This window comes from Novosphingobium sp. NFX11 (genome assembly GCF_057376415.1).
This window is the reverse complement of the sequence record NZ_CP080384.1, coordinates 2,817,422-2,839,697: the sequence shown is the minus strand read 5'-3', so window position 1 is coordinate 2,839,697 and position 22,276 is coordinate 2,817,422. Positions and strand designations below refer to the sequence as shown.

At 67.0% G+C, this 22,276-nt stretch carries 16 protein-coding genes and 3 pseudogenes; 15 read left to right on the top strand and 4 right to left on the bottom strand.

The genetic code is table 11. The features are described from left to right. Nucleotides 1–128 precede the first annotated feature (128 nt). From KZO24_RS14560 to KZO24_RS14520, 9 genes and pseudogenes are all read left to right on the top strand, one after another. Complete coding sequence (locus KZO24_RS14560) at nucleotides 129–794, top strand: hypothetical protein (protein WP_486486498.1); 666 nt, start codon at nucleotides 129–131, stop codon at nucleotides 792–794. Then, the gene (locus KZO24_RS14555; RefSeq protein WP_486486497.1) at nucleotides 791–1,648 is read left to right on the top strand and encodes a hypothetical protein; all 858 of its coding nucleotides are present in this window, start codon (nucleotides 791–793) and stop codon (nucleotides 1,646–1,648) included. The genes KZO24_RS14560 and KZO24_RS14555 overlap by 4 nt, the downstream gene beginning before the upstream one ends. Further along, entirely contained in the window at nucleotides 1,636–2,109 is a 474-nt protein-coding gene (locus tag KZO24_RS14550; protein ID WP_486486496.1) for a hypothetical protein, read from the top strand. Before KZO24_RS14555 ends, KZO24_RS14550 begins: the two co-directional genes overlap by 13 nt. Next, a pseudogene (locus KZO24_RS14545) lies at nucleotides 2,106–3,076 on the top strand (AAA family ATPase). The gene KZO24_RS14550 and the pseudogene KZO24_RS14545 overlap by 4 nt, the downstream one beginning before the upstream one ends. Before the next feature lie 4 nt (nucleotides 3,077–3,080). Continuing rightward, complete coding sequence (locus tag KZO24_RS14540) at nucleotides 3,081–4,409, top strand: DUF58 domain-containing protein (RefSeq protein WP_285020525.1); 1,329 nt, start codon at nucleotides 3,081–3,083, stop codon at nucleotides 4,407–4,409. Further along, nucleotides 4,406–5,425 (top strand): stage II sporulation protein M, encoded by a 1,020-nt coding sequence (locus KZO24_RS14535; protein WP_285020524.1) that lies wholly within the window; start codon nucleotides 4,406–4,408, stop codon nucleotides 5,423–5,425. The genes KZO24_RS14540 and KZO24_RS14535 overlap by 4 nt, the downstream gene beginning before the upstream one ends. Further along, nucleotides 5,422–6,327, top strand: a complete 906-nt coding sequence (locus KZO24_RS14530; protein ID WP_285020523.1) for an RDD family protein — start codon at nucleotides 5,422–5,424, stop codon at nucleotides 6,325–6,327. Before KZO24_RS14535 ends, KZO24_RS14530 begins: the two co-directional genes overlap by 4 nt. A gap of 119 nt (nucleotides 6,328–6,446) precedes the next feature. Then, nucleotides 6,447–6,923, top strand: coding sequence for a GNAT family N-acetyltransferase (locus KZO24_RS14525; protein WP_285020522.1), 477 nt, complete (start codon nucleotides 6,447–6,449; stop codon nucleotides 6,921–6,923). Continuing rightward, nucleotides 6,923–7,435, top strand: a complete 513-nt coding sequence (locus KZO24_RS14520; protein ID WP_285020521.1) for a GNAT family N-acetyltransferase — start codon at nucleotides 6,923–6,925, stop codon at nucleotides 7,433–7,435. Before KZO24_RS14525 ends, KZO24_RS14520 begins: the two co-directional genes overlap by 1 nt. Nucleotides 7,436–7,556: 121 nt before the next feature. Here KZO24_RS14520 and KZO24_RS14515 read toward each other — a convergent pair whose 3' ends face one another. After that, a complete protein-coding gene (locus tag KZO24_RS14515; RefSeq protein WP_285020520.1) occupies nucleotides 7,557–8,579 on the bottom strand; it encodes a zinc transporter ZntB in 1,023 nt (340 codons plus the stop codon). An 88-nt stretch (nucleotides 8,580–8,667) separates the two neighbouring features. On the opposite strand from KZO24_RS14515, the pseudogene ispG reads away from it, so the two are divergent. Then, a pseudogene (gene ispG / locus KZO24_RS14510) lies at nucleotides 8,668–9,801 on the top strand (flavodoxin-dependent (E)-4-hydroxy-3-methylbut-2-enyl-diphosphate synthase). Nucleotides 9,802–9,888: 87 nt separating this feature from the next. Here ispG and KZO24_RS14505 read toward each other — a convergent pair. Continuing rightward, nucleotides 9,889–10,755, bottom strand: coding sequence for a LysR substrate-binding domain-containing protein (locus KZO24_RS14505; RefSeq protein WP_285020518.1), 867 nt, complete (start codon nucleotides 10,753–10,755; stop codon nucleotides 9,889–9,891). Nucleotides 10,756–10,917: 162 nt separating this feature from the next. Here KZO24_RS14505 and KZO24_RS14500 point away from each other — a divergent pair, with 162 nt between their 5' ends. From KZO24_RS14500 to KZO24_RS14480, 5 genes are all read left to right on the top strand, one after another. Beyond that, nucleotides 10,918–11,775 (top strand): transketolase, encoded by an 858-nt coding sequence (locus tag KZO24_RS14500; RefSeq protein WP_285020517.1) that lies wholly within the window; start codon nucleotides 10,918–10,920, stop codon nucleotides 11,773–11,775. 27 nt (nucleotides 11,776–11,802) lie between these two features. Beyond that, entirely contained in the window at nucleotides 11,803–12,810 is a 1,008-nt protein-coding gene (locus tag KZO24_RS14495) for a transketolase family protein (RefSeq protein ID WP_036528476.1), read from the top strand. 100 nt (nucleotides 12,811–12,910) lie between these two features. Beyond that, nucleotides 12,911–14,227: an MFS transporter gene (locus KZO24_RS14490; protein WP_285020516.1), complete on the top strand. Its 1,317-nt coding sequence runs from the start codon at nucleotides 12,911–12,913 to the stop codon at nucleotides 14,225–14,227. A gap of 18 nt (nucleotides 14,228–14,245) precedes the next feature. Beyond that, complete coding sequence (locus tag KZO24_RS14485; protein ID WP_285020515.1) at nucleotides 14,246–15,121, top strand: NAD(P)-dependent oxidoreductase; 876 nt, start codon at nucleotides 14,246–14,248, stop codon at nucleotides 15,119–15,121. Nucleotides 15,122–15,395: 274 nt separating this feature from the next. Continuing rightward, nucleotides 15,396–16,718, top strand: coding sequence for a carbohydrate porin (locus tag KZO24_RS14480; RefSeq protein ID WP_486486495.1), 1,323 nt, complete (start codon nucleotides 15,396–15,398; stop codon nucleotides 16,716–16,718). A 75-nt stretch (nucleotides 16,719–16,793) separates the two neighbouring features. On the opposite strand, the gene KZO24_RS14475 is transcribed toward KZO24_RS14480, so the two are convergent. Together KZO24_RS14475 and rpoC are read right to left on the bottom strand one after the other, a co-directional pair. Further along, nucleotides 16,794–17,372 carry an opacity protein gene (locus KZO24_RS14475; RefSeq protein WP_271182468.1) on the bottom strand — a complete coding sequence of 193 codons (579 nt, stop codon included), beginning with the start codon at nucleotides 17,370–17,372 and terminating at the stop codon, nucleotides 16,794–16,796. Nucleotides 17,373–17,936: 564 nt separating this feature from the next. Next, a pseudogene (gene rpoC / locus KZO24_RS14470) lies at nucleotides 17,937–22,224 on the bottom strand (DNA-directed RNA polymerase subunit beta'). Between the last annotated feature and the right edge of the window lie 52 nt (nucleotides 22,225–22,276).

Below are 22,276 nucleotides of genomic sequence, written 5' to 3'. Positions count from 1 at the left end.
ATCCTCCCTGTCGCGCAGCGATGGGGAGGTGGCAGTCGCGCAGCGACTGACGGAGGGGGCCTTTCCCCGACACGACGAACGCTTTCAACCGCTTGCGCCGCACTTCCCGCCATGCAATCGTGCCAGGCGTGACGATTGGCGGGGGCACTGAAGCGGGTTCGGCCGCAGACGCGGCGCGGGACTGGAAGGCCGCGCGCGACGCGGCGGACATCCAGTTCACGCCGCTCCCGGACCCCAAGCCCGTTCCCCCCACCGACATTCCCGAATGGCTGAAAGCGCTCGGCCGGTTGCTGGAGGCGATCTTCACGCCGGTCGGCAAGCTGCTCGGCATGTCGTGGCCGGTGTTCCAGTGGATTCTCATCGCCGGAGCGGCAGCGCTGGCGCTGTTCATCCTCTGGCGCCTGCTGATCGAACCGAGCCTCGATGCCTGGCGTAGCCGCCGTCCGAAGCTGGAGGAGGTCCACTGGACTCCGACGCAGGCCGAGGCGGTGGCGCTTTTGGAAGACGCCGACACCCTCGCCGCGCAGGGCCGCTATGGAGAGGCCGCGCATCTGCTGCTCCGGCGCAGCGTGCGCCAGATTTCCGACGCGCGGCCCGACTGGCTCCATCCCGCCAGCACCGCGCGCGAGATCGCCGTGCTGCCGATGCTGCCCGAGAGCGGCCGCAGCGCCTTCGCCGTGATCGCCGGGCGGGTCGAGCGTGCCCTCTTCGCGCTCCGCGACCTCGACGCGCAGGACTGGACCGCCGCCCGCACCGCTTATGCGCAGTTCGCGCAAGTCGAGCTTCGGGCATGAACGTGAAGACGAAAGGCGTTGCCGTGGGCGCCAATCCGTTCTCGCTCTGGGCGGTGCTGGCGATCGTGGTGCTCGGCGCGCTGCTGTTCGTGGCGCTGCTGTGGATGATCGGCACCGGCATCGGCATGGGCACCGCCAACGACGGCAAGGCGCATGCGGAGGGCAAGGGCCTCAACGGCTATGCGGCGATGGCCGACTACCTCGAACGGCGCGGCTTCGCGGTCGAGGCGACGCGCAATCCTGCGGCACTCAAAAGGCCGGGACTTCTGGTGCTCACCCCGCCCGCGATCATCAAGGGCAAGGAGATCGATAAGATCGTCAGCGCCCGGCGCTCGATCGGGCCGACGCTGGTGATCGCGCCCAAGTGGCAGCCGATGCCGCCGATCCGCGAGCAGCGCGACAAGGCGAAGAAAGGCTGGGTGCGCCTCGGCGGCGAAAGCACGCTGGACTGGCCGGGCTTCCTCGACGAACTGACGCTGAGCGACGAGACCTTGCCGAAAGCGCAGGCGGGCTGGCGGGCCAACGGGATTTCCGGGACGCTGCCGACCGGCACCGTGCAGACGGGCAAGGGCGAGGGCTGGTGCCGCTTGCCGTCAGCCGCGACGGCAAGCTGGTGCTGGCGGGCTTCATGGACGACGGTGGCCGCTACGACGGCCTCGACGCGATGGCGCAGGACGGCCAGCACTATATCGAGGGCGAGGACTACGACGAGGGCCGCTATCCGGTGGTCATGGTGTTCGAGCCGGACCTCCTCGACAACTACGGGATGGCCCGGATCGAGAGCGCGCAGCTGGCCGAGGCTCTGGTGCGCGCCACCGGGGTCAGGCCGGGCGGCGCTGTCGTGTTCGACATGACCCTGCCCGGCTACGGCCATGCGCAGAACCTGCTGACGCTCGCCTTCACGCCGCCGTTCCTTGCCGCGACGCTGTGCCTGTTGCTGGCGGCGGTGGCGGTGGGCTGGCGCGCGTTCCTGCGCTTCGGGCCGCCGCTGGTGCCCGAGCGGGCCATCGCCTTCGGCAAGCGCGCGCTGGTGAGCAATGCCGCCGGGCTGGTGCGCCGTACGCGCCGTTTCCACCTGCTCGGCCCGCCTTACGCCGACCGCGCGCGGGAACGGCTGGTCGCGGCGCTGGCCCTGCCGCGCGGCGTGGATGCCGAGCACACCGACGCCGCCATCGACCGGGCGCTTGCCACGCGCGGGGCTGATGGTGAGCCCTTCTCCGTGATCGCCGCCCGCCTCCATGCGGCCGGGCGTTCGCACGATCTCCTCAAGGCCGCGCGCGATCTCCACGCGCTCGAAAGGACGCTGACCCGATGACCGAGACTGCACCCGATATCGCACAAGTAGGCGCGCTCGCGCAGGCGATCCGCGCCGAAGTGGGCAAGGGCGTGATCGGGCAGGCCGAGACGATCGAGCACTTGCTGATCGCGCTGATGGCGCGCGGCCATGTGCTGCTGGAGGGACCTCCGGGGACCGCCAAGACATTCCTCGCGCAGTGCTTCGCCGCCACCCTCGGCCTTGATTTCGGGCGCATCCAGTTCACGCCGGACCTGATGCCGGGCGACATTCTCGGCTCCAACCTGTTCAACTTCCAGACCAGCCAGTTCACACTGACGCACGGCCCGATCTTCTGCGACCTGTTGCTGGCGGACGAGATCAACCGCACCCCGCCCAAGACGCAGGCGGCGCTGCTCGAAGCGATGCAGGAGCGCCGCGTGACGCTGGACGGCACCGCGCATCCGCTGCCGCCGCACTTCACCGTGGTCGCGACGCAGAACCCGATCGAGAGCCAGGGCGTCTACCCGCTGCCCGAGGCGCAGCTCGATCGCTTCCTGTTCAAGGTTCTGGTCGATTATCCCAGCGCCGAGGAGGAGCGCCGCATCGTCGCGCGCTATGGCGAGAATCGCGGTGCGCCGACACCGGCGGAGGTGGGCATCGTCACGGTCACGACCCCTGCGCAGCTGGAAGCGGTGACGCGGGCGGTGGCCTCGGTGAAGCTGGCGGACAGTGTCACCGACTACATCGTGCGCCTCGTTCGCGCGACGCGCGAGTCTGCGGACCTGTCGAGCGGTGCCTCCCCCGCGCCGCCGTGCTGCTGGCCGGTGCCGCCCGCGCCCGCGCCGCGCTCGATGGGCGCGACTACGTGGTGCCCGATGATGTGAAGGCACTGGCGACTTCGGTGCTGCGCCATCGCCTGCTGCTCAGCCCGGCGGCCGAGATCGAGGGCAAGCAGGTCGAGGCGCTGGTCGCCCACCTGGTCGAGCAGACCGACGCGCCGCGCTGATCCGGTGAAGTTTGCCTTCGCCCCGATAGTCCCGACGGCCCGCGCGGCGGTGACGCTGGCGGCGATCGCCCCGGTCGCGCTGGTGATCGCGGCGGCGAGCCCGGACTTGTGGGTGATCGCGCCGGTCGCGGGGCTCGCCGTGCTGGTGCTGGTGGTGATCGATGCACTGCTTGGCGGCCGGGTCGCGGACCTTCGGGTTACGGTGCCCGGCGACGTCGAAGTCGGCGCCGAGGGCCGGATGGAGGCCGATGTCGCGCTGCGCTCCGGCAGCCCCTCGCGCGCGGAACTGGCGCTGGAGTGCGACCCGCGCCTCGCACCGGGCGGGCGGCTGGTGTTTCCGCTGATCGCCGGTGATGGCGGCTGTCGCGGCTCCGGCACTTTCACGCCCTCGCGTCGCGGCACCGGCAAGGTCACCCGCGCATGGCTGCGCTGGACCGGGCCGCTGGGCCTCGGCGCGCGGCAGTTGGCGGGGACTCTGGATGAGACGGTGCGGGTCTGGCCCAACGTCGCCGCCGTGCGCTCCCCCACGCTGCAGACGTTCCTCAAAGATGCTCAGTACGGCCTGCTCGCCCGCCGCATCCGGGGTGAGGGTACGCAGTTCGAATCGCTCGCCGAGTACCAGCCCGGCATGGATCGCCGCCGGATCGACTGGAAATCGTCGGCCCGCCACGTGCACCTCTATGCCAAGGAATACGAGGTCGAGCGCAACAACCAGATCGTCTTCGCCTTCGACTGCGGGCAGGCGATGTGCGAGCCGATCGCCGGGATGCCCCGCCTCGATCGCGCGGTCTCGGCGGCCCTGGCGACCGCTTTCGTGGCGCTCAAGGGCGGCGACCGGGTCTCGCTGTTCGGCTTCGCTTCGCGGCCCGAGGTGGCGACGCCCTTCGTCACCGCCAGCAGCGAGTTCCACCGCCTACAGCGCGCGGCGGCGGGGCTGGAGTACCGCATGGAAGAGCCCAACTTCACCCTTGCGCTGGCGACGCTCGCGGGAAGGCTGCAGCGCCGCTCGCTGATCGTGATCTTCTCCGACTTCTCCGACCCCACCAGCGCCGAACTGATGATCGAAAGCATCGGGCGGCTGGTGTCGCGCCATGTCGTCCTGTTCGTGACGATGGCGGACGAGGAACTGGAGACGCTGTCCACCGCCGAGCCCGACGACATGGAAGTGCTGTCGATGGCGGTCGCCGCCGATGGCCTGCTGCGCCAGCGCGCGCTCGTCACCCGGCGGCTGCGGCAGATCGGCGTCGATGTGATCGAGGCGCCGTGGCGGCAGGTCGGCACCCGGCTGATCGATGCCTACCTGGCCATCAAGCGTTCGGGAGCGATCGGATGAACGCGATATCGAATGCCGCCATCGAAAGCGCCGCGCTGCGCTCCGACCGCTTCCGGCTGGAGCGCGAGGCGGACTGGCAGCGCCTTGAAAACATCGTCGTGCGCATGGAGAAGGGGCGCCTGCGCGGCATCTCGGACGAGGACCTGCTGGCGCTGCCCGGCCTCTATCGCACCGTCGCCTCCAGCCTCTCCATCGCGCGCGAGACTTCGCTCGACGCGGCGACGCTGGGCTATCTGGAATCGCTGGTGCAGCGGGCGTGGTTCGTGGTCTACGGCCCGCGCTCGTCGTTGTGGGAGTGGTTGCGCGGGTTCCTCGGCGGCGGCTGGAGCCGGGCGGTGCGCGGCATCGGCTTCGAGATCGGGATCGCCCTGCTCGTCATGGTGGCGGGCGCGGTGGTCGGCTGGCTGCTCGTTTCGCACGATCCCGAATGGTACTTCGCCCTGATGGGCCGCGAGATGGCGGGCGAGCGCGTCCCCGGCGCCAGCGCCGAAGCGCTGCGCGGCACGATCTTCGGCAATACCGAGAAGACGGGCATGAGCATTTTCGCTGCCCAACTGTTCAGCAATAATGCGCAAGTCTCGATCCTCGCCTTTGCGCTCGGTTTCGCGCTCGGAATTCCGTCGCTGTTGCTGCTGGTTCACAATCTGGCCGGGCTGGGGGCGATGGGGTGGGTCTACTGGAAGGCGGGGCTGCTGCTCGACTTCGCGGGGTGGATCAGCATCCACGGCACGACCGAGCTGTTCGCGATCCTGCTCTCGGGCGCGGCGGGGCTGCATGTCGGGCGCGCGATCGCCTTTCCCGGGAACCGCCCGGTGCTGACCGCGACCGCCGAGGCTGGGCGCCGCGCGGCGGTGGTGATGGTCGGGGTGGTGCTGATGCTCGTCGTCGCCGCGCTGCTGGAAGGCTTCGCGCGCCAGCTGGTCGACCAGACGCCCGCGCGCCTTGCGGTCGGCGGGTTCATGCTGCTGGCGTGGAGCGCCTACTTCTTCGCCTATCGCGGGAGGGCCGGGCGATGAAGCGCCGGGTCAACCGTGCGCGCACCAGCAAGCAGCGCGTGCTCGTGACGCCGGAGGGCATCGCGTTGCCGGTCACCGTGGCGGGGCGCGGCGCGCGCGTGGGGGCGCTGATCCTCGACCTGCTCATCATCGTCATGCTGATAATCGGCACCTCGATCGCGCTGATGCAGATCGCGGGCGGGGCGGCGCAGATCGCGCAGGCGGTCGACGGCAAGGGCGCGGGCGCGCAGGCGCTGCAGTTCCTTATCGTCGTGTGGATCGTGGCGATGTTCCTGTTCCGCAACGCCTACTTCCTCTACTTCGAACTAGGGCCAAGGGGCGCGACGCCGGGCAAGCGCATGACCGGCATCCGCATCGCCGCGCGCGACGGCGGCCGCCTCACCGCCGAGATGGTGATCGCCCGCAACCTCCTGCGCGACATCGAGATGTTCCTGCCGATCCCGCTCATCGCCATGGCGGGGCCAGACAACGGCATGGCCTGGCTGGCGGCGGCGGGGTGGCTGGCGATCTTCCTGCTGTTCCCGCTGTTCAACCGCGACGCCCTGCGCGCGGGCGACGTGATTGCGGGAAGCTGGGTGCTCGAACGCCCGAAGCAGAAGCTGGAGGCGGCGATGACGACCTCCGAAGCGCCGGTGGCCGAGCGCTTTCAGTTCCGCTTCGAGGATCACGAACTGGCGGTCTACGGCGAATTCGAGCTGCAGGCGCTGGAGCGCGTGCTGCGCGAGGACCGGACCGACGCGGTCGAGACGGTCTACCAGACCATCGCCGAGAAGATCGGCCGCAACGACGGCTGGGGCGCGGAGCGGCGCTTCCTCTCGGACTACTACACCCAGTTGCGGGCGCGGCTGGAAGCAGGCATGCGCATGGGACGCCGCAAAGCCGACAAGCATTCTGGCGGATAGGGTTCTTGTCTCTCTTCCTTCGCCCCCATACGCCGTCATTGCGAGCGTAGCGAAGAAATCCAAGGCGGACTTGAACTGCCCTGGATTGCTTCGCTACGCTCGCAATGACGAATGAGAAGATGGAACCCGTGACAATCGACCTGCGCATCGTCCCCGACGACCTCAGCTCAGAGGCGGTGCTGGCGCTGCTCCAGTTCCACCTCGACGAGATGCACCGCTGGTCCCCGCCCGAGAGCGTCCACGCCATGCCCGCAGCGCGCCTGCGCCAGCCGGACGTCACGTTCTTCTCCGCATGGGACGGCGATGTGCTGGCGGGCTGCGGCGCGATCAAGCACCTTTCCGAAAGCCACGGCGAACTCAAGTCGATGCGCGCCGCGCCCGAGTATCGCGGCCGGGGCGTGGGCAAGGCGCTGCTGCTGAGGCTGCTGGAAGAGGCGAGAGCGCGCGGCTACGCCCGTGTCAGCCTCGAGACCGGGCGGCCCGAGCCGTTCCATCCGGCCCACGGCCTCTACCGCGCGCACGGCTTCGTCGAGTGCGCGCCTTTCGGGGACTACGTCTCCGATGATTTTTCGATCTGCATGACCAAGGAACTGTAATGGAGCTTCGTACCGCCACCCCCGCCGATGCCGCCGCGCTGGCGCGTCTGGGCACCGACAGCTTCGTCGCCAAGTTCGGCCACCTCTACGTGCCGGACGACCTGGCGAACTTCCTTGCCGGCTCGCACAGCGAGGCCAAGGTGGCGAAGGAGATCGCCGACCCCGCGATGCGGGTGATGCTGGCGGAGCGGGACGCGCACCTGCTCGGCTACTGCAAGCTGGTGATGGCCTGCGGCTGGCCCGAACATGCGCGGTCAGGGAACGTGATCGAACTCAAGCAACTCTACACCGCGCCCGAGGCGACCGGGCAGGGCATCGGCGCGGCGCTGATGGACTGGGCGCTGACGGAAGCGGCGGCCTTCGGGGCGGGCGAGGTCCAGCTCTCGGTCTATTCCGACAACCCCGGGGCGCAGAAATTCTACGCGCGCTACGGGTTCGAGAAAGTCGCCGACATTCATTTCATGGTCGGCGAGCAGCGGGACGAGGAGTTCCTGTTCGCGAAGGTTCTTTAAGGCTCCTCCCTGTCGCGAAGCGATGGGGAGGGGGACCGCCCGCGTAGCGGGTGGTGGAGGGGCGAACCCCTCCGTCAGCGCTTCGCGCTGCCACCTCCCCATTCCTGCGGAACAGGGAGGATCAAAACCACTTCAACCGCCTGAGCAGCGCGATCTCCACGCCCAGGATCGCCGCGCAGATGCCGACGATGATCCAGAAGCCGTGCGATCCCTGCTCCGCCAGCGGAATGTCGCCGACGTTGATCCCCAGCAAGCCGGTGATGAAGGTCAGCGGCAGGAACACCCCAGCCACCACCGCCAGCACATACTGCGTGCGCTGGCTGTTCGCGGCGGCTCGGGCGCGGATGTCGTCCTGCAGCACGACCGCCGATTCCTTGCTGATGTCGAGGTCGTCGAGATAGCGGCGCAGGCGGGCGATCGATTCGGCGATCTCGCGCCGGTCGTGGTCCTCGAACCAGCCGGGCGCGCCGTTGGCGATGGCGGTCAGCGCCTCGTGCTGCGGCGACATGTGGCGCTTGAGGGCAAGGCTCTGGCGGCGGATCATGGCGATCTTGTCGAGGGTCTGGTCGGTATAAGTATCGGCCGTCTCGTCCTCGAGGTCGTCGATCATGGCGTTCATGTCGACGATGGCGTGGCTCATGCGGTCGATCAGGTGCTCGGTGAGCGCGGTGACGAGCGCGCCCGCGTCATGCGGCCCGCTGCCCGCGTCGAGATCGTCGGCGACGAGGCGGGGTGTCTGCAGCGGCGCGCGGCGCAGGGTGACGACGCGGCTGCCGTCGCTCCACAACTGCAGCGAGAGCATGTCCTCGGGCGCGGCGCCGGGGTTGAAGTTGATCCCGCGCAGCGTGGCCACCAGCGTCTGTCCTTCGCGGAAGGCGCGGGGGCGGTTGGCGTCGCTGGTGAGCAGTTCGGCGGTCGGCTCGGGGATCGCGCAGTGCGCCTCCAGCCACTCCTGCATGCCGGGATGGGTGCGCAGGAGATGGATCCACAGCACTTCGCCCTCGACGCCGGGCTTCCAGCGCTGTGCCTCTTTCCATCCGACCACGCGCGCACCGCCCCGGCCGTCGAGCACGCGCCCGAACAGCAGCGGGAGTTCGGAGGCCTCGTCGTCGGTGAGGGGTTTGTCGGAAGCATGCACAGTCATGGACGCGTGAATGCCCGAAATCGCGCGAAGTCGCCAGCACACCGGAATGCGTCTTCAATCCGCAAGGCAGAGCGCCTATAGAGGCTTCATGTCCTCCATCCGACCCTGGCGCGATATCGAGCGCCGCAAGAGCCGCCAGATCATGGTCGGCAGCGTCCCCGTAGGCGGCGATGCGCCGATCACGGTCCAGACCATGACCAACACCCTGACATCCGACGCGAAGGCGACGATCGAGCAGATCCGCCGCTGCGAGGATGCCGGGGCCGACCTCATCCGCGTCTCCTGCCCCGATGTCGAGATCGACGGCGGCGTTCCGGGAGATCGTGCGCGGCGCGCGCGTGCCGCTGATCGCGGACATCCATTTCCACTACAAGCGCGCTCTGGAAGCCGCCGACGCGGGCGCGGCGTGCCTGCGCATCAACCCCGGCAACATCGGCTCGTCCGACCGCGTCGCGGAAGTGGTGCGCGCCGCCAAGGCCAACGGCTGCGCGATCCGCATCGGCGTGAACGCGGGCAGCCTCGAGAAGCACCTCCTCGAAAAGTACGGCGAGCCTTGCCCCGATGCCCTCGTCAGAATCGGCGATGGACCACATCAAGCTGCTGCAGGACCACGACTTCCACGAGTACAAGGTGGCGGTGAAGGCCAGCGACGTGTTCCTCGCCGTCGCCGCCTATCAGGGGCTGGCGGACGCGGTGGACTGCCCGCTGCACCTCGGCATCACCGAGGCGGGCGGGCTGATCGGCGGCACCGTCAAGTCCTCGATCGGCATGGGCATGCTGCTGTGGTCGGGCATCGGCGACACTCTGCGCGTCTCGCTCTCGGCCGAGCCGGAAGAGGAAGTGCGCGTCGGTTTCGAAATGCTGAAGGCGCTCGGCCTGCGCACGCGCGGCGTTCGCGTGGTTTCGTGCCCCAGCTGCGCCCGGCAGGGCTTCGACGTGATCCGCACCGTCGAGGCGCTGGAAGAACGCCTGCAGCACATCAAGACGCCGCTCTCGCTCTCGGTGCTGGGCTGCGTCGTCAACGGCCCCGGCGAAGCGCGAGAGACCGACATCGGCCTGACCGGCGGCGGCAACGGCAAGCACATGGTCTACCTTTCGGGCGTGACCGACCACACCGTGCAGAGCGAGATCCATGCTCGACCACATCGTCAGCCTGGTGGAAGCCAAGGCAGCGGAGATCGAGGCCGCCAACGCCGCACAGGAAGCCGTCGCGGCGGAGTGATCCTCCATTTCGTCATTGCGAGCGCAGCGAAGCAAGCCAGAGCGGTTTACGCGGCGCTGGATTGCTTCGCTGCGCTCGCAATGACGATCAGGTGGACGCCAGTTCCGCCAACAGCCACGTCTCGAACGCCCGGATGATCGGACGGTCCGCGTGGATTAGCGGATAGACCAGCGAATGCAGCGTCTCGCGAATCGTGCATCCCGGTAGCGGCGTGACCAGCCGCCCTTCCGCCAGTTCGCGCTGGGCGAGGCGGGTCGATTCGAGCGCTACGCCCAGCCCGTTGGCAGCAGTGGCGATCACCATGAAACTGCGGTCGAAGCGCATCGCGTAAGCCTTCGGCGCCGGGACGCCGGCAAGTTCCGCCCAGCGCGCCCAGGTCACGCGGTTGCGGTCGCCGTTGATCAGCGGCAGCGCCATGACGTCCGCCGCGCAGGTGATCGAGGCGGCCATCTGCGGTGTGCAGAGCACCGTCACCTCCTCCTCCCCCAGCGGGATTGCCTTGACCGGGCCGGGCAGCGGCGGGCCGTTGACGATGTCGGCATCGACCTCGTCGGCGGCGAAGCGCGAATAGTCGGTGCTGGCGGTGATGCGGATGTCCATGCCGGGGTGGCTTTCGAGGAACGCGGGCAGGCGCGGGGTCAGCCACAGGGCCGCGAAGCTGGGCGCGGCGTGCAGGCGCAGGAACCGGGCGCGGCGGGCCGAGACTTCCTCCAGCCCGCGCCGGATCTCCACGAACCCGGCGGCGACGTGGCGGTACAGGGCCTCGCCGTCCGCGCTCAGTTTTATCTGCCGGAGGGATCGGTCGAACAGGCGGGTGCCGAGGCTGTTCTCCAGCTTGGTGACCGCGTGGCTCACCGCGCTCGGCGTCAGGCCGAGTTCGTCGGCGGCCTGACGGAACGAGCCCTGACGGGCGGCGGCTTCGAAGACGCTGAGAGGCTGTAACGCGATCGGCATGGGTGAATATCAGTCACCATATAGTGAGAAACGTCCATTTGTCATAGATGCATGTGCAATTGATAAAGCGGCAACAGATCAGAAAAACTGACGCCGAGAGGATCGCACCAAACGCCCGCAGACCGGGCAGAAGGCCATCTCCTCGCGTCGTGAGGAGAATTGATGACCGTTTCCGCAACCAACATGCCGGTCGCCGAGCTTTCGCGCCGCGCCTACAATATCCGTCGCCATGCGCTGAAGATGGGTCAGGTTCAGGGTCAGGGCTATGTCGGACAGGCTCTCGGCGTGGCCGATGTGCTCGCCGTCTCGTACTTCCGCGCACTGACCTACCGTCCCGGTGAGCCAGAATGGGAAGGCCGCGACCGGTTCCTGCTTTCCATCGGCCACTACGCCATCGGGCTTTACGCCGCGCTGATTGAGGCGGGCGTGATCCCGCTCGAGGAACTGGAAACGTACGGTTCGGACGACAGCCGACTGCCGATGTCGGGCATGGCGTCGTACACGCCGGGCATGGAGATTTCGGGCGGTTCGCTGGGGCAGGGCCTCGGCATCGCCGTGGGCATGGGGCTTGGCCTCAAGCGCAAGGGCACCGGGCAGTTCGTCTACAACCTTATGTCGGACGGAGAACTGGGCGAAGGTTCGACCTGGGAAGCCGCCGCTTCGGCCGCGCACTGGAAGCTCGACAACCTCATCACGATCGTCGATTTCAACAACCAGCAGGCCGACGGTCCCTCCACGCAGGTACTGGGCATGGGCGACATCGCCGCCAAGTTCGCCGCCTTCGGCTGGCATGCGCAGTTCGTGGACGGCAACGACATGGAAGCGCTCGTCGAAGCCTTCGACAAGGCCCGCGAACTCGACGATCCGCGCCCCCGCGTGATCGTCGCCGACACCCTGATGGGCAGGGGCGTGCCGTTCCTGGAAGAGCGCGAGAAGACGCACTTCATCCGCGTCGACGAGGACGAGTGGGACAAGGCCATCGAAGTGCTCGACGCCGGCTACGCCGCCGCAGCCGCCTGACCTTCCCGATATTCGAAAGAGATTTCCATGTCCGTTGAAGCACCCGCTAAACCGCGCCTGAAGACGTCCGCGATGATCGCCTCGATCGCCGCCGAGGGCCAGCGCACCGTCGCTGCCCCGTTCGGCCACGCGCTCTCGAAGCTGGCCGAGACGAAACAGAACATCGTCGGCATGTCCGCCGACCTTGCCAAGTACACCGACCTGCACATCTTCCAGCAGAATCACCCCGATCGGTTCTACCAGATGGGCATGGCCGAACAGCTCCTCATGATGTCGGGCGCAGGCATGGCGCGCGAAGGCTTCCAGCCCTGGCTGACGACTTATGCCGTCTTCGCCGCCCGCCGCGCCTACGACTTCCTGTGCCTCGCCATCGCCGAGGAAGGGCTGGACGTGAAGGTGTGCTGCGCGCTGCCCGGCCTCACCACCGGCTACGGCCCCTCGCATCAGGCGACCGAGGATCTCGCGATCTTCCGCGGCATGCCCGACCTCACCATCGTCGATCCGTGCGACGCGATCGACATCGAGCAGGCCGTGCCGCAGATTTCCGACCACAAGGGCGCGGTCTACATGCGCCTGCTGCGCGGCAAGGTGCCCGCCGTCCTCGACGAATACGACTACAAATTCGAACTCGGCAAGGCGAAGATGCTGCGTGACGGCGCCGACGTGCTGTTCATCTCCTCGGGCCTGATGACCATGCGCACCCTCGAAGCCGCCGACCGCCTGCGCGCCGACAAGGTCGAGGCCGCCGTGCTCCACTGCCCGACGATCAAGCCGCTCGACGAGAAGACCATCATCGAGGCCGTCGCCGCAAAGCCCGGGCGCCTCGTCGTGGTGGCCGAGAACCATTCGGTGATCGGCGGCCTGGGCGAAGCGGTCGCGGCCTGCTTGCTGGGCAGCGGCACGGTGCCTTCGGGCTTCCGCCAGATCGGCCTGCCCGACAAGTTCCTCGACGCGGGCGCTCTGCCCACGCTGCACGACCGCTACGGCATCTCAACCGACCAGGTCGTTGCCCGCACGCTTTCCTGGCTGGGTTAACCCTTCCGGGTCGCAACGGGAGCGCTTCCCGGCCGTTCTCAACGGGCCCGTGAAGCGCTCCTTCGAAAACCGTATCAAAGAACATAAAAGGAGAGAGGCGTTGAGTCTCGCAACCGAGATGCCGCGCGACGTCGCCGCGCCCAAGGACGAACACCGCGAACGCCTGTACGCCAAGGTGACCTGGCGGCTGATGCCGTTCCTGTTCTTCTGCTTCTTCGCGGCCTACCTCGACCGCGTGAACGTCGGCTTCGCCAAGCTGCAGATGGCGAGCGAGCTGGGCCTCAGCGAATATGTCTACGGCCTTGGCGCGGGCATCTTCTTCATCGGCTACGCGCTGTTCGAGGTGCCCAGCAACCTCATCATGCACAAGGTCGGCGCGCGGCTGTGGATCGCGCGGATCATGATTACCTGGGGCATCATCTCAGGGCTTTTCGCCTTCGCGCAGACGCCGATGCACTTCTACATCCTGCGCTTCCTGCTGGGCCTTGCCGAAGCCGGGTTCGCGCCGGGCGTGCTGCTCTACATCACCTACTGGTTCCCCTCGGCCCGCCGGTCGCGCGCGATGTCGATCTTCTTCATCGCCATTCCGATCTCGGGCGTGCTCGGCTCGCCGCTGTCGGGCTGGATCATGGACACCTTCCACGGCTCGTCGGGCTGGGGCGGCTGGCGCTGGCTGTTCCTGCTCGAAGCGATCCCCGCGCTGATCGCCGGCATCGCCACCTTCTGGATGCTGCCCAACCGCCCGGCCGACGTCGACTGGCTGTCGGCTGACGACAAAAAGATGATCGAGGCCGATCTCGCCGAGGACAACCGCGAGAAGACCGCGCACATGTCGCTCCGCCAGTTCCTGGCCGACAAGCGCCTGTGGCTGCTCAGCCTGCTCTATTTCTGCATCGTCATGGGTCAGTACGCGATCTCGTTCTGGCTGCCGACGATGGTGAAGGCGGCGGGCGTCACCGATCCGCTGGAGAACGGCCTGATCAGCGCGATCCCCTTCCTGTTCGCGGTCGTCGTCATCCTCGTCCTTGCCCGCAGCGCCGACCTTCGCCGCGAGCGCCGCTTCCACCTGATGCTGCCGATGGCGATGGGTGCGATCGCCCTTGCGCTCTCGCCGCTGGCGATCGGCAACCTGCCACTCTCGGTGCTGATCCTCTCGTTCGCGACGGCGGGCCTGCTGACCCAGACCGCGCAGTTCTGGTCGATCCCGCCCGCCTTCCTCGGCGGCGTGTGGGCGGCGGCAGGCATCGGCGCGATCAACGCGATCGGCAATGTCGCGGGCTTCGTCTCGCCCTTCGTCATCGGCTGGGTGGTGGACGCCACCAAGTCGCTGTCGGCCGGGCTCTACACCATCACCGCGGTCGAACTGATCGGCGTGGCCCTCGTGCTGCTGATCCCCGCCCGCCAGGTCAATCGCTGATCCATGGGAATTTCTGAAATGAGCAAGGTAGCATTCGTCGGCCTGGGTGCCATGGGCATGCCGATGGCCCTCAATCTCCTGAAGGCGGGCCACGCCGTCACCGGTTTCGACCTTCGCACCGAGCCGATAGAGGCTCTGGTCAAGGCAGGCGGCTCCTCCGCCACCAGCGCCGCCGGCGCGGCCGAGGAAGCCGACGTGCTGATGCTGATGGTGGTCAACGCCGTGCAGGCCCGCTCGGTCCTGTTCGACGGCGGCGCGCTGGCGGCGTTGCCCGAGGGCGCCGTGGTGCTGCTGACCGCGACCTGCCCGCCGATGGAAGTCGCCGCGATCGCATCCGAGGTCGAGGCCGCAGGCCGCCGCTTCGTCGATGCGCCGGTTTCGGGCGGCACGGCAGGCGCCAAGGCAGGCTCGCTGTCGATGATGGTGGCCTGTTCGGATGCGCTGTTCGCCGAACTCAATCCGGTGCTGTCGGGCGTCGGCGGCAAGCTGTTCCATGTCGGCCAGAACGCCGGGCAGGGTTCGGCGGTGAAGGTCGTCAACCAGTTGCTGTGCGGCGTCCACATCGCCGCCGCCGCCGAAGCGCTGGCACTGGCGAAGCAGGTGGGCGTCGAACCCGCGATGGCGCTGGAGATCCTCGGCGGATCGGCGGCGGCGAGCTGGATGCTCAACGATCGCGGCCCGCGCATGCTGGAGGCCGAACCCGAGGTGACGAGCGCGATCGACATCTTCGTCAAGGACCTCGGCCTCGTGCTGGAGGCCGGGCGCGGCGCCAGGGCGGCGACCCCGCTGGCGGCGCTGGCGCACCAGTTCTTCCTGAGCACCTCGGGACGCGGCGACGGCACCGTCGACGACAGCCAGGTGATCCGCGCCTACGACCTGCTCAACGGGGCCTGACGCATATGCCCATTCGTCATTGCGAGCGAAGCGAAGCAATCCAGGGCGGCGTGGTGCTGCCCTGGATCGCCGCGGACCTTCGGTCCTCGCGATGGCGAGGCGAGTGAACACAAGCACTCGCTGACGACCAACCCACGCTGAGACGGGCTGCCGGACCCACCGGCACGCCGCCGGGCGCGCGCATGCGTCCCGGCGAGCGGCCCGCTGCGTCCATCCGAGAGGACACCGAAATGCCCGCAGCCACGCTTCCCCGCCGCCGCCCTCGATCGAGGTCGTGCAGGTCGCCGCACGCGATACCAAGGACCAGACCTGGTCCACGGAGACCACGCCCAAGCAGTCGGAGCCGCTGGAGCGCTCTGGCCCGAAGACCACCGCCGCTTCCGCCCCGGCAGAACAGTCGCACCTGCTGGGCGACTGGGCGGGCATCCGCACTTCGCTGGAGGACATCGGCATCAAGCCGACCGTCAGCTACATCGGCTTCGTCGCGGGCAATCTCAATTCGGGCACCAGCAAGCAGGCGCAGTACGCCGGGCAGCTGGGCGCCAGCCTCGATTTCGACATGGGCAAGATCGCCGGGATCGAGGGCGGCACCTTCCGCGCCGCCGTCACCAACCGCCACGGCAACAATATCAACGACACCAACCACCTCGACCTGCTGCAGTACCCGCAGGGCGTGTTCGGCGCCGGGCAGATCTGGCGTCTGGCGGGGCTGTGGTATCAGCAGAAGATCGGCCCGGCCGAAATCAAGCTGGGCAAGATGTCGATGGGCGAGGACTTCGGCTCCACCACCTGCCACTTCCAGAGCCTGTATTTCTGCGGCGTCGTGCCGGGGCACACCAGCTTCAACTACTGGTACAACTTCCCCGTCACCACATGGGGCGGCCGGGTGAAGGTGAAGGACAAGCTGGGCTACACGATGGTCGGCGTCTACCAGCGTAACGACAATAACTTCCCGCAGAACAAGGGCTTCTACATGGGTTTCAAGGGCCAGGGCGCCTTCGTTGCCGTGGAGCGCGGGTTCGACGTGAAGCTGGGCGGCAACCCGAAGCTGGCGGGCGCCTACAAGGTCGGCGCGTTCTTCGACACCTCCAAGAGTGACAACCTGGTCTATGACGACAACGGCGGCTTCGCGCAGCTGACCGGTGATCCGCTCGCCCGGGAAAGGGGACGCGCCAGCATCTACGCCGTTGCGCGCCAGCAAGTTACTCCCGCCGATGCCGACGGCGCGGGCGCTCTGGAAGCCTTCTTCAACTTCGTGAGCGCCGACCACCGGACCAACAAGCTGGTCAATGTCATCACGGCGGGCGTCACGTATTCGGGCCTGATCCCGGGACGCCCGAAGGACCAGATCGGCCTCGCCGTCGGCCGCTCGCGCGTGAACCGCAACTTGCGAGACCTGCAGGCCGCCCGCAACGCCGCGCTGGGCGAGGACATCGAGCCACAGAGCGACGAATACGCGATCGAGGCGAACTATTCGATCGCCCTGATGCCGGGGCTCAGCCTGCGCCCGAACCTGCAGTGGTACATTAATCCGGACGGTCGTCAGGGCGCGAAGAACGTGCTCGTCGCGGGAACGGGCGTATTCGCCAACTTCTGACAGATGGCAAAGGCCCCGCCGGATCGCTCCGGCGGGGCCTTCTTCACGGTAAGGACGATGTCCTGTCCCGATGGATCAGAAGTGCGCGACGACACCGGCCATCGGGCGGATGCTGTCGAAGTCATACGTGTCGACTTCGAAGCGCAGGCGCAAACCGCTGTTGCCGGTCACGCCGCCCAGGCCGATGTCCTTGGGGCCGACTTCGACGCCGACGCCGTAGATCCAGTCCTTCTGGTCCGAATAGGCGCGCTTTCCGTTGACCCACTCGTGTCCGGCCGAGGCGTAGATCATGCCGCTGTCACCGGCGCGGGCACCGACGCGGCCCTTCACGCCGTATTCCCAGTCGATGTCGCCGAAGCCCTTGGCGACGTTGCCCTCAGCACCGACGAAGACCGGGCCGAGCGGCACGTTCACACCTGCGACGCCCTGGATCAGCGCGCCGTTCATCTTGCCCCCGCGCGGAGAGCCGAACTCGCTGCGCTTATCGTAGCTGTCGTAGCCGCCCATGATGCCGAAATAGGGCTCGATGCCGAAGGCGGGCGTGCCATCAGGCGCGGTGGCCTCGGTGGTCGGCGCCGTGTCGGCATCCTGCGCGAAGGCGGCGGCGGGGGCGACGGCGATCAGGGCGGCCGCGCAGAGTGCAATCTTCTTCATAACTCAAACTCCATCATGGCAGCCGGGGGTAGGCGCCGCCAGTTTTGCGAGGGATCGAGGGGCGCGGCATCGCTGCCATGTCCGTGCAGGAACACGGCAAACGACACCGCCGTGCGGGGGTAACGAGGTCTGTTCGCGTGAGGGTGACGGGATGGACCGGCAGCTATTGCGCTGCGCCACCGCCGTGGCGGGTAAGGTCCATGTACCTGATCAACAACAGTTCGTGTGTCTTAGCTACCTTCGATCATCTCAGGAGGGGAAACTCGAGGGTGCACGGGGGTTCCGCTCAACTCGTCGATGGCGACAGATGTGTGACATTCATGCAACGAGTATTTGGGCGATCGACTGGAGCGTGATCGACTTCAATTGTATCGTCGTCATACCGTCGACGGCGGGAACCCATTTCCTGACGGCGCCCGTTGCACGGTCATCGGATGGGTCCCCGCCTTCGCGGGGATGACTAGGGGCGGAGGCGAAATTCTCCCGTCCCGTCCTATCCCGAATGCAAAAAGCCCCGCCGGATCGCTCCAGCGGGGCTCTTCAATTTGCCCTTAGGGGAGAGGCTTATTCGGCCTCGTCGCCCTTGATCAGGTAATCGCCGGCATCGGCGTCGGTGCCGTGGGTTTCGCCCTCGACTGCCGCGAGCGGGCTGTCGCCCAGGTCGTCCGCCGCGTTGCGCAGCAGTTCGGCCTTGTGCTCTTCCTCGGCGGTGTTGGCGAGGATCATGGCTTCCTGCACGCGGCGGGTGGCCGCGCGGAGCGCTGCGTCACGGCTGGAGGCCGCCACGCGAACGCGGTTCATGCCCGCACCCGTACCGGCCGGGATCAGACGGCCGACGATGACGTTCTCCTTGAGACCGATCAGCGAGTCCTTCTTACCCTCGACCGCCGCCTGCGTCAGCACGCGGGTAGTTTCCTGGAACGACGCCGCCGAGATGAACGAGCGGGTCTGCAACGAGGCCTTGGTGATGCCCAGCAGCACCGGCTTGCCCACTGCAGGGCGCTTGCCCTCGGGAAGCTTGCTGTTGATCTCGGCCATTTCTTCGTAGTCGACCTGCTCGGCCGCCAGCAGCGTGGTGTCGCCCCCGTCGGTGATCTCGACCTTCTGCAGCATCTGGCGAACGATCACCTCGATGTGCTTGTCGTTGATCTTCACGCCCTGCAGTCGGTAGACTTCCTGGATTTCCGCAACCAGGTATTCCGCCAGCGCTTCCACGCCGAGGACTTCCAGGATGTCGTGCGGATCGGGCGAGCCCGAAACCAGGTTGTCGCCCTTCTTGACCCAGTCACCTTCCTGAACGTCGACGACCTTCGACTTCGGGATCAGGTACTCCACCGGTTCACCCTCTTCCGGGATGATCGCGATCTTGCGCTTGGCCTTGTAGTCGCGGACGAACTCGATGCGGCCGGAGACCTTGGCGATGACCGCGTTGTCCTTCGGCTTGCGGGCCTCGAACAGTTCGGCGACGCGCGGCAGACCACCGGTGATGTCGCGGGTCTTGGCGGCTTCGCGGCTGGCACGGGCGATGATGTCGCCCGCTTCGACCGTCTGGCCGTCCTCGACCGAGAGCGTGGTGCCCGGCGCCATCATGTAGCGGGCCGATCTCGCCGCTCGCATCGTCGAGAAGGGTGATGCGCGGACGCAGATCTTCCTTCTTCTTGGCGCGGGCGGTCGAACGGTCCTCGGTGACGACGCGGCTGGTCATGCCGGTGGCGTCATCGACGTGCTCGGTCAGCGTGCGGGTGTCGATCAGGTCCTGATACTTGATGATACCCGACGTCTCGGTGATGATCGGCAGGGTGAACGGATCCCACTCGGCCAGGCGTTCGCCCTGCTCGACCTTGGCGCCGTTCTTGTGCAGCAGCACCGTACCGTAAGGCACGCGGTGCAGTGCGCGTTCACGGCCTTCGGTGTCGAACAGCACGATCTCGCCGTTACGGGCCAGCGACAGCATGCGGCCGCGCTTGTCCACGATCGTCGGGATGTCGCGATATTCGACATGGCCCGCGCTGATCGCTTCGAGGTGCGAGGTTTCGTTCAGCTGCGCCGCACCGCCGATGTGGAAGGTACGCATGGTCAGCTGCGTGCCCGGCTCACCGATCGACTGCGCCGCGATGACGCCGACGGCTTCACCGATGTTCACCGGCGTACCGCGAGCGAGGTCGCGCCCGTAGCAGGTGCCGCAGACACCCTGCGTCGCTTCGCAGATCAGCGGCGAGCGGATGCGCGCCGACTGCAGGCCGGTCACTTCGATGGCAGCCACGGCGGCTTCGTCGAGGAGCTGGCCCTTGGTCGCGATGACGTTGCCTTCCTTGTCGACGATGTCCTCGGCCAGGGTACGGCCCAGGATACGCTCGGCAAGCGAGGCGATCACCGAACCGCCCTGCACGATCGAACGCATTTCCAGCGCGCGCTCGGTGCCGCAGTCATCGACGACGACAACGCAGTCCTGCGAAACGTCGACCAGACGGCGGGTCAGGTAACCCGAGTTCGCCGTCTTGAGCGCCGTGTCCGCGAGGCCCTTACGAGCACCGTGGGTCGAGTTGAAGTATTCAAGAACGGTCAGACCTTCCTTGAAGTTCGAGATGATCGGCGTTTCGATGATCTCGCCCGACGGCTTGGCCATGAGGCCGCGCATACCGGCAAGCTGCTTCATCTGCGCCGGGCTACCACGCGCACCCGAGTGGCTCATCATGTAGATCGAGTTGATCTGTGCCATGCGGCCGGTTTCCGGGTCGATCGGCTGGGCCTTGATCTCGTCCATCATGGCGTTCGCCACCTGGTCGCCGCAGCGGCTCCAGGCGTCGATCACCTTGTTGTACTTCTCCTGCTGGGTGATGAGACCGTCCTGGTACTGCTGCTCGTAGTCGGCAACCAGTTCCTTGGTCTCGGCCACCAGCGCCACCTTCGAGTCCGGGATGATCATGTCATCCTTGCCGAAGGAGATGCCCGCCTTGAACGCGTTGCGGAAGCCGAGCGACATGATCGCGTCGGCGAACAGAACCGTGTCCTTCTGGCCGGTGTGACGGTAGACCTGATCGATGACGTCCCCGATTTCCTTCTTGGTGAGAAGGCGGTTGACGACGTCGAAGGGCACCGTGTGCGACTTCGGCAGGCATTCACCCAGGAGCATGCGGCCCGGCGTGGTCTGGAAGCGCTTCATGTACTGCTGACCGTTCTCGTCGGTCTGCGGCACGCGGGCCTCGATCTTCGAGTGCAGGGTCACGGCACCGATGTGCAGCGCTTGGTGCACTTCAGCCATATCGGCAAACTTCATGCCTTCGCCCGGCTCGCCGTCGCGGTCGAGCGACAGGTAGTACAGGCCGAGAATCATGTCCTGCGAAGGCACGATGATCGGCTTGCCGTTGGCGGGCGAGAGGATGTTGTTGGTCGACATCATCAGCACGCGCGCTTCGAGCTGGGCTTCCAGCGAGAGCGGCACGTGGACGGCCATCTGGTCACCGTCGAAGTCGGCGTTGAAGGCCGAGCAGACGAGCGGGTGCAGCTGGATCGCCTTGCCTTCGATGAGGACCGGCTCGAACGCCTGGATGCCCAGACGGTGGAGCGTCGGCGCGCGGTTCAGCATGACCGGGTGCTCGCGAATGACTTCGTCGAGGATGTCCCAGACTTCCTTGCGCTCCTTCTCGACCCACTTCTTGGCCTGCTTCAGGGTCATCGACAGACCCTTGGCGTCCAGACGGGCGTAGATGAACGGCTTGAACAGCTCGAGCGCCATCTTCTTGGGCAGGCCGCACTGGTGCAGCTTGAGTTCCGGCCCGGTCACGATGACCGAACGGCCCGAGTAGTCGACGCGCTTGCCGAGCAGGTTCTGACGGAAGCGGCCCTGCTTGCCCTTGAGCATGTCGGACAGCGACTTCAGCGGACGCTTGTTGGCGCCGGTGATCACGCGGCCGCGGCGGCCGTTGTCGAACAGGGCGTCGACCGCTTCCTGCAGCATGCGCTTTTCGTTGCGCACGATGATGTCCGGTGCGCGCAGTTCGATCAGGCGCTTCAGACGGTTGTTGCGGTTGATGACGCGGCGATACAGATCGTTGAGGTCCGAGGTCGCGAAGCGGCCACCGTCCAGCGGCACCAGCGGGCGCAGTTCGGGCGGGATGACCGGCACGACGTCGAGGATCATCCACTCTGGACGGTTGCCCGAATCGATGAACGATTCCACGACCTTGAGGCGCTTGATGATCTTCTTGGGCTTGAGTTCCGACTTGGTCGTCTCAAGCTCCTGCAGCAGATCCGCGCGCTCCTGCTCGAGGTCGAGGTTCATCAGCATGTGCTTAACGGCCTCGGCGCCGATGCCGGCCGAGAAGGCGTCTTCGCCATACTCGTCCTGGGCATCGAGCATCTCGTCTTCGGTCAGGAGCTGGTACTTCTCGAGCGGGGTCAGGCCCGGCTCGATGACGATGTAGCTTTCGAAGTACAGGACGCGCTCAAGCAGCTTGAGCTGCATGTCGAGCAGCAGGCCGATGCGCGAAGGCAGCGACTTGAGGAACCAGATGTGCGCGACCGGGGCGGCCAGCTCGATGTGGCCCATGCGCTCGCGGCGCACCTTGGTTACGGTGACTTCGACGCCGCACTTTTCGCAGACGACGCCCTTGTACTTCATGCGCTTGTACTTGCCGCACAGGCACTCGTAGTCCTTCACGGGACCGAAGATGCGGGCGCAGAACAGGCCGTCACGCTCGGGCTTGAACGTGCGGTAGTTGATGGTTTCCGGCTTCTTGATCTCGCCGAAAGACCAGGAGCGGATGCGCTCGGGGCTCGCCAGTCCGATCTGGATCTGGTCGAACGTCTCGGGCTTCGCCATCTGGTTCGTGAACTTGGTCAGGTCGTTCATAGTTTTATCCCTCTAGAGGGTGAAATCTTGTCTGGGCGGGAGAGGGTAGGGG

What these genes read in the sequence shown, in the direction of transcription:
- KZO24_RS14525 (WP_285020522.1), top strand. Translation starts at nt 6,447, where the DNA reads ATGGAACCCGTGACAATCGACCTGCGCATCGTCCCCGACGACCTCAGC.
- KZO24_RS14530 (WP_285020523.1), top strand. Translation starts at nt 5,422, where the DNA reads ATGAAGCGCCGGGTCAACCGTGCGCGCACCAGCAAGCAGCGCGTGCTC.
- KZO24_RS14505 (WP_285020518.1), bottom strand. Translation starts at nt 10,755, where the DNA reads ATGCCGATCGCGTTACAGCCTCTCAGCGTCTTCGAAGCCGCCGCCCGT.
- KZO24_RS14535 (WP_285020524.1), top strand. Translation starts at nt 4,406, where the DNA reads ATGAACGCGATATCGAATGCCGCCATCGAAAGCGCCGCGCTGCGCTCC.
- KZO24_RS14520 (WP_285020521.1), top strand. Translation starts at nt 6,923, where the DNA reads ATGGAGCTTCGTACCGCCACCCCCGCCGATGCCGCCGCGCTGGCGCGT.
- KZO24_RS14495 (WP_036528476.1), top strand. Translation starts at nt 11,803, where the DNA reads ATGTCCGTTGAAGCACCCGCTAAACCGCGCCTGAAGACGTCCGCGATG.
- KZO24_RS14485 (WP_285020515.1), top strand. Translation starts at nt 14,246, where the DNA reads ATGAGCAAGGTAGCATTCGTCGGCCTGGGTGCCATGGGCATGCCGATG.
- KZO24_RS14475 (WP_271182468.1), bottom strand. Translation starts at nt 17,372, where the DNA reads ATGAAGAAGATTGCACTCTGCGCGGCCGCCCTGATCGCCGTCGCCCCC.
- KZO24_RS14555 (WP_486486497.1), top strand. Translation starts at nt 791, where the DNA reads ATGAACGTGAAGACGAAAGGCGTTGCCGTGGGCGCCAATCCGTTCTCG.
- KZO24_RS14500 (WP_285020517.1), top strand. Translation starts at nt 10,918, where the DNA reads ATGACCGTTTCCGCAACCAACATGCCGGTCGCCGAGCTTTCGCGCCGC.
- KZO24_RS14515 (WP_285020520.1), bottom strand. Translation starts at nt 8,579, where the DNA reads ATGACTGTGCATGCTTCCGACAAACCCCTCACCGACGACGAGGCCTCC.